This window comes from Gemmatimonadota bacterium, from assembly GCA_026706845.1.
Taxonomy (GTDB): Bacteria; Latescibacterota; UBA2968; order UBA2968; family UBA2968; genus VXRD01.
The window spans coordinates 1-6,203 of sequence record JAPOXY010000033.1 but is presented as its reverse complement, the minus strand read 5'-3'; the positions used below and the strand labels follow the sequence as shown (position 1 = coordinate 6,203).

Genomic DNA, 6,203 nt, shown 5'->3' with positions numbered 1-6,203 from the left:
AAATTCTAAGCCCTTACCTCCCAAGTTTAAAAACTTGGGCATCACGGGCTTGTGAAGTGAAGAACAGGAGTTTCTATGTCTGATAAGCCCAATATTCTGATTATTATGTCTGATGAGCACGCCCCGCAATACAGCAGTATTCACGGGCATCCACTGGTGCAATCGCCCAATATGGAGCGTCTGGCCGATATGGGGGTTACGTTTGATAATGCCTATTGCAATTCGCCGATTTGCGGTCCGTCGCGGATGTCGTTTATGACGGGGCGTTATATCAATCGCATTGGTACTTATGACAATGGTTTTCCCATGGCATCGGATACGGTTACGTGGGCGCATCGTTTGCGAAATGTCGGTTACGATGTTGTGATATCGGGTAAACAGCACTTTTGTGGTCTTGATCAATTGCACGGTTTTCGCACGCAACTCGCGCGCGACTTGCATGCGGAATTGTGGACAAAGAACGGCGTTCCGCGCGGCGAGGGCAATTGGGATGCGGGGGTTGTTGAAGCGAAAAATCCCTGGGGCGGTATTGCCCAAGCGGGGCCAGGTACAACGACTGAGATACAGGTTGATGATCAGGTTGAAGAGGCTGCTCTCGCGTATATCAAAGATCCCGCTCGCAAAGAACAGCCCTGGTGTATCAATGTGGGGTTTATTGCACCTCATTTTCCGCTTGTGGTTCCGAGGCGGTTCTGGGACATGTATCCGCGTGATCAAATTGATATGCCCGAGATTCCCGAAGGCCATCTGGAAAACATGCACCCGGTTTACAAACGCCTGCGCCTGATGTTTGGTATGACCGACTTTTCCGAAGAACTCGTGCGGAGGGGACGCTCGGGTTATTACGGGCTTATCACGTATTTGGACGAAAAAATAGGCCGGCTCATCAATGCGCTCGAAGAAACCGGCCAGCTTGAAAATACCATTATTGTGCATACCTCAGATCACGGAGAAATGAATGGTGAACACGGCATGTGGCGCAAATCAAATATGTATGAGGCGTCCTCTCGTGTGCCTCTTCAGATTGTTTGGCCCGGTCATATTCCGGGTGGTTTGCGCGTCGCGCAAAATGTTTCACTCGTCGATCTGGTCGCTACCATAATCGAAGCCGCTGGCGCTTCGATGGAGATTGCGCCTCTTGACGGCGATAGCCTTTTGCCATTGATCAATGGCGAGATTGAGACGTGGAAGGACGAAGCCTTTTGCGAATACCTCGCGCACGGTGTTATCCGTCCCGTGGGGATGCTCAAGAAGGGCGATTACAAACTCAATATGAGTCCGGGAGATCCGCTTGAGTTGTTCAATATTGCAGAAGATCCCGGTGAGTTTAACGATCTGTCAGAGTCTGCACAACACCGAGAAATACGCGATGCCATGCGCGAGCGATTATTGAAAATTTGGGGTGATCCAGAAAAAATTGAGCAACAGGTGCTCAAGAGTCAAAGGGAGAGGCGATTTATTACGGCGGCGAGTGAAGGGGGATAAGGGTAAATCATTTTTCGCTTTTCAACATTCCCACATTGATCAATTCCGCTTTGAGTTCTGCAATTAATTCTCGATATGTAAGGCTGTTAAAATAGCGCCGCGCTCTTGGCATGGACGCTATTCCAGTCCTGTCCGTATAATCCATTTTGCCAAAATATACCCCGTCGGCTGCTTCGGCTATTTGTTCGGCGAATTGGCGCGGTTGACAATACAGTACTGGCGCGAGTGATGCGGTGACGTGAATGCCTGCTTCGCGCAATCGCTTCATCGCTTTGAGACGCACGCCGATTTTCGGCGCTTTCGGCTCTGTGCGTTTGCGAACCCGATCGTCATTCGTCGGCACGGAAAATCCCACCCGCAATCGACTGCCAAATTGCACCAACAAATCCAGGTCGTCCAAAATCAGATGACTGCGCGTATGCACGGTTAGAGCCTTCAAATTGCAATCTACCAGCACTTTTAAGCAGCGTCGGCTCAATCGATATTTCCGCTCGATGTATTGATAGGGATCGGTCGCTGATCCCATGAAAATTTTGCGCCCATAAATTTTGGCACGCGCCTTGCCCAATAAAAAAGGCGCGTTCATTTTTGGCTGCACCCACTCACCCCATGTCTTGGGATATTCGTAGGCGAATGGAAATTTCATTACATAGCAATAGGCACATCCCATGCCACAGCCAGAATAGGGGTTGAGGGTGTATTCTGTTATGGGTTCACCGGGTGGATTTTGAGGCACGAGTACTGTCCGTACACTGGTCTCGTCAATGTGCAATGATGGCATATTTGCCGCCTCCTGTACGCTTTAGTATTCTAAAAAATATACTGCACATTTGTATATTATTCAAGAAAAAAGACCGTTGCAGGAGGCTCATCTCTCGCAACGGTCTCAACAGGAATGCGGATTTTTTAGTTTAGACTATATTCACCCCACTCGTTTTCACTGGTCGGTCCTCTGGTGAACCACGCTTTTCGTCCAGGGGGATCGAGTACGATGCCGGCAATGGTTTGACCACAGGCTTCGCCATTGTGAATTTCGTTGTGGCGACATATTCCCACAGGGGTATTTACCCGATCTGATAGCATGTTTTTCAGGGCGTCCACATTGCGTTTGTCGCAGGATTTTAACAATCTGGTCGCCCGTCCCCAGCGCAATATGCTCTGTCCGCGCTGATCCCATTGACGCCGTTCAAAGGGCTTGAGCCGATCCGTCAGATAGTGATTTGAATGGGCCATGGGACCATTAAAGGGACAGATGACTTCGTATTCTCTCGCCGTGGTTTCGAGGTCGTATATTTCGCCATTTTCATCGCATATCACGTAATTCATACCCGATGCTCTCGGTTTTGCTATCACTGCATCGATGGCATCTCCGATTCGCACGGTTTCCAGGATGCGCCGAATGATGAAGGGATAAAGTACGCCGCCCGATGCATCTGATGGGACGAGGTTGTTGATGACCACGCCAATGCCCGCATCGTTTACGCCCGCACAGCCCAGCATGCCGGCAGATGTGTAAAGGAGCGCGTCGGGTGCGTGTTCGTTTTTGACTTTGATCAAGATTGCTGCCGCTGCATAGATTGACGAGAGGTCGTAATTTTGCGCGATTAACGCGCCTTCGCCCGATGTGCTTCCCGGAACCATGAATGATGTGCAACCCGATACCATAAATGCATCGGAATAGTAATCGTGTAATTCCAAAAAGCCGTTTAAGGCGAGCAGGTCTTCTACGGGTACGTCCGCTGCCTCGGCGATACCTTCCATCTCTTCAAACAGATGGGGTGCATAGTCGCGGTTGGGTCCCGCGTAAGTTGATACAATTTCATACACGCGCTCTTTTGTCAGATAGCCCTGTGTTCCCTGGACCATATCCTCAAAATTGATAGCGACAAGGTCCCGGATCAGTTCCTTAAATGTCTCGCCATGCGCCTGACCTCGCTCGGTTGGTGATCCACTGACTTCGAGCAATGGCAATGTCTGTGACATGTTTTTCTCCTTTTGCGATTATCGCCAGAATGGACTCGCCTTATCCGAGAATACTACACGCCCAAAGTCATCTGGTGAATGAAACTGTGGCTCCGGCGTGCGGCTGCCCGACCACTGGCTGAATTGCTCATTGGTTTTTCCGCCCAGGCGATTTAGATTTAAGTGCCAGATGTCATTTGTTTTGGGTGGGGTATGTACGGCGACGTGTGCAAAATTTGCAAAGGGTATGGCGGCTTCCAATATCCAGTATTCGTCTTCGTCGCTGTCATCGTTCAATGTGCCGACGATTTGTGTTTTAATCTGGATACCTTCGCCGTTCCACTCGCCGGGTACGGGCGCGTCGGGACCTTGTGGATGAAACTGGTCGAGAAAGATGCCCAATACGTTCATTTCGATATTGAAATAAGCCTGGGGCTGATTGGGATTGGGTGCTGTGAATACTTCGACGGTGTCGTCTTTCCATACGTCAGAATCGCGTGCGGTGTGTTCTGCCCAAATATGTGCATCTTCACAGATGTATGAGACGTATAAATTATGATCATCCCACAGCATTTTGGCTACGGTTTGTTCTTTTTTGCCCGATTCGTACCACGGAAATACAAAGGCTCCCACGTCTGGTGCGGCGACCCAGGCGGGTTCATTCAGGCGTCCGTCAATTACAATTGGTGTGCCTGCGCGATAAATGGTGTACATTGGGCGATCAGCATGAGTTGGTTGTGCCATGAAAATCTCCCCAAGAAGTAAGATTAGAGAGGTTATTTTGAGTGCTAATGATCTCACTCATTACCTCGTCCGGTTCAGTTGATTACATTGTATCCCTATAGCCTTAAAATAGATCGCCCCAAAACAAATGTCAATGGATAGACGAATCAGGAGATAATACATGAGACAGTATATTTCAGATGAGCAAATCGCTTCGGTGATGACGACCCGGGATTTTGTCGAGAGTTGCGACGAGGCGTTTCGGCTTTATGGCCTTGGGAAAATGGTCAGTCCGCTGCGCAAAGAAGAGGTTTCGCGCGAGGGAGAGATGGATCTTTTTCGTCTGGTGATGCCGGGCTGGTGGAAGGGGAGATTTACGGGACAAAAGGTTATCGAAGAGCGTTCGGATGTCAAGGTGGGGCGGTTGGGTTCGAGAACCGCTGTGATCGAGTTGGAGGATGTGCGGAGGGGTGATCGCATTTCGTTTGATGCAGAGCGTATTACCAATATGCGTACGGGTGCGGCGGGTGCGTTGGGCGCGAAATATTTGGCGAAGTCGCCGGTACGCACGGCGGCGATTCTGGGGACGGGGCGCATTGCACAGGCTCTGGGCAGGTGTATTGATGTGGCTCTGGCGCCAGAGATTATACGTGTAACGAGCAGGACGGCCGAGAGACGCGCGGCATATCAAGCAGATGTTGGAGGGGATATTTCCTGTGATCTGGAGGTGGTTGCGGATATTGAGACCTGTATTGATGGGGCAGATGCGATTTTTACTTCTGTGCCGACGCCTGAGCCGATTCTATTCGATGTGGAAAGCCATGTGCATATTTCGGTGATTGGGGGCGATGGGCGTTCCACGCAATTGGATCCGGGATTGTTGACGCGGCGATTTGTGGTGCCCGATCACGGTGAGCAGGTATTGAACTCTGGCGAGTTTCTCGCGTTGTGCGAGAGAGAGGAGACGCCCCGCTGGGTAAAAGGTGAGGGGGATGAGATATTAAATATAGGGCATGCGGCACTGGGACACTTGGAACACTTGTGCGGGCAGGGATGTATTGCGTATTCGAGCGGTCTGGCGATTCAAGATGTCCACGCCGCGGCGACTGTTTGGAAAAAAATTCGGGAAATAAAATGAAGGCTGGAATCTGCGATCAGAAACACGTCATTTATAGCCAAATTCTGTGTCGAGTTTGATCATCATCCAGATCAACAACAGGGATGTTCAATATATTTTTGTGGATCGCGGCTAACATCATGCCGCGATGACAGATGGGATGGCGGTTGAGATGTGCGTTATTGGGCGCGTTGACGCCACCCTCTTATTCTACCCCTCTCTTGCCTGACAAGTGTGACGACGTCCTGCGTAGAGATGTCTGCGTCAATTGAAGGAACATCCAGTGGTGACACGGTGGGACGTTCTGGCATCAGGGCATAAGTCCTACCGTCTTTTCTCCGTATAAGGACCTTACCCGCTGACTCAGCTTTGTCGAGTACGCTGGAGAGTTTTTGTCTGGCTTCCGAGTACGTATATACGTCCATCTTACCCCTCCAAATTAACGAGATTGATACCGAGTGCGTCTGCAGCCCGTCTAAGTGTTCGATTGTACAATTGTCTAAAGAAATGTCAAGGGATATCGTCAGCTTATAAAAACACTCCAGCATTTTTGATGCTGGGGTGTGTTCTTTTTGTTGCGTAAAAGTGTGGCTTAGATTATTATTTGATGGACATTTTGTGGCTATTGGCCACATTTTGTTTTATATATTGTGCTTTGTTTTGAGAGCGATATACAATATATTGTATAATATCAGCAGTAAATTGTTTTTCTCGTTTTTTGTGGCTATCTATAAGACACACTGACGTTTTGCGGTGGGAGCACAACTATGGCGTGGCTTTATCAGCGGGGAAAGAAGTGGTGGATCGGATACTACGATGAAGAGGGCAAGCGCGTGCGGAAGTCGATTAGCGATTCCAAAGAGGTCGCCGAGTTGGCTCTCAAGCGGGTCGAAGCCGAATTGTAGCGCAAAAATGC

Annotated in this window: 7 protein-coding genes; 3 read left to right on the top strand and 4 right to left on the bottom strand. The window is 49.7% G+C overall.

Annotated elements, in window-relative coordinates:
• The first annotated feature begins 75 nt into the window (after positions 1 to 75).
• Positions 76 to 1,485, top strand: a complete 1,410-nt coding sequence (locus OXG87_03350; protein ID MCY3868566.1) for a sulfatase-like hydrolase/transferase — start codon at positions 76 to 78, stop codon at positions 1,483 to 1,485.
• Positions 1,486 to 1,492: 7 nt separating this feature from the next.
• Here the strand turns inward: OXG87_03350 and OXG87_03345 are convergent, their stop codons facing one another.
• From OXG87_03345 to OXG87_03335, 3 genes are all read right to left on the bottom strand, one after another.
• Entirely contained in the window at positions 1,493 to 2,266 is a 774-nt protein-coding gene (locus OXG87_03345) for a radical SAM protein (GenBank protein ID MCY3868565.1), read from the bottom strand.
• A gap of 125 nt (positions 2,267 to 2,391) precedes the next feature.
• On the bottom strand, positions 2,392 to 3,468 hold the full coding sequence (locus tag OXG87_03340) for a C45 family autoproteolytic acyltransferase/hydrolase (GenBank protein ID MCY3868564.1): 1,077 nt from the start codon (positions 3,466 to 3,468) through the stop codon (positions 2,392 to 2,394).
• A gap of 18 nt (positions 3,469 to 3,486) precedes the next feature.
• Positions 3,487 to 4,191: a carbohydrate-binding family 9-like protein gene (locus OXG87_03335; GenBank protein MCY3868563.1), complete on the bottom strand. Its 705-nt coding sequence runs from the start codon at positions 4,189 to 4,191 to the stop codon at positions 3,487 to 3,489.
• 160 nt (positions 4,192 to 4,351) lie between these two features.
• On the opposite strand from OXG87_03335, the gene OXG87_03330 reads away from it, so the two are divergent.
• Entirely contained in the window at positions 4,352 to 5,308 is a 957-nt protein-coding gene (locus OXG87_03330) for an NAD(P)-binding domain-containing protein (GenBank protein MCY3868562.1), read from the top strand.
• Positions 5,309 to 5,466: 158 nt separating this feature from the next.
• Here the strand turns inward: OXG87_03330 and OXG87_03325 are convergent, their stop codons facing one another.
• Complete coding sequence (locus OXG87_03325) at positions 5,467 to 5,712, bottom strand: type II toxin-antitoxin system Phd/YefM family antitoxin (GenBank protein ID MCY3868561.1); 246 nt, start codon at positions 5,710 to 5,712, stop codon at positions 5,467 to 5,469.
• 342 nt (positions 5,713 to 6,054) lie between these two features.
• On the opposite strand from OXG87_03325, the gene OXG87_03320 reads away from it, so the two are divergent.
• On the top strand, positions 6,055 to 6,192 hold the full coding sequence (locus OXG87_03320) for a hypothetical protein (protein MCY3868560.1): 138 nt from the start codon (positions 6,055 to 6,057) through the stop codon (positions 6,190 to 6,192).
• Positions 6,193 to 6,203: the final 11 nt, after the last annotated feature.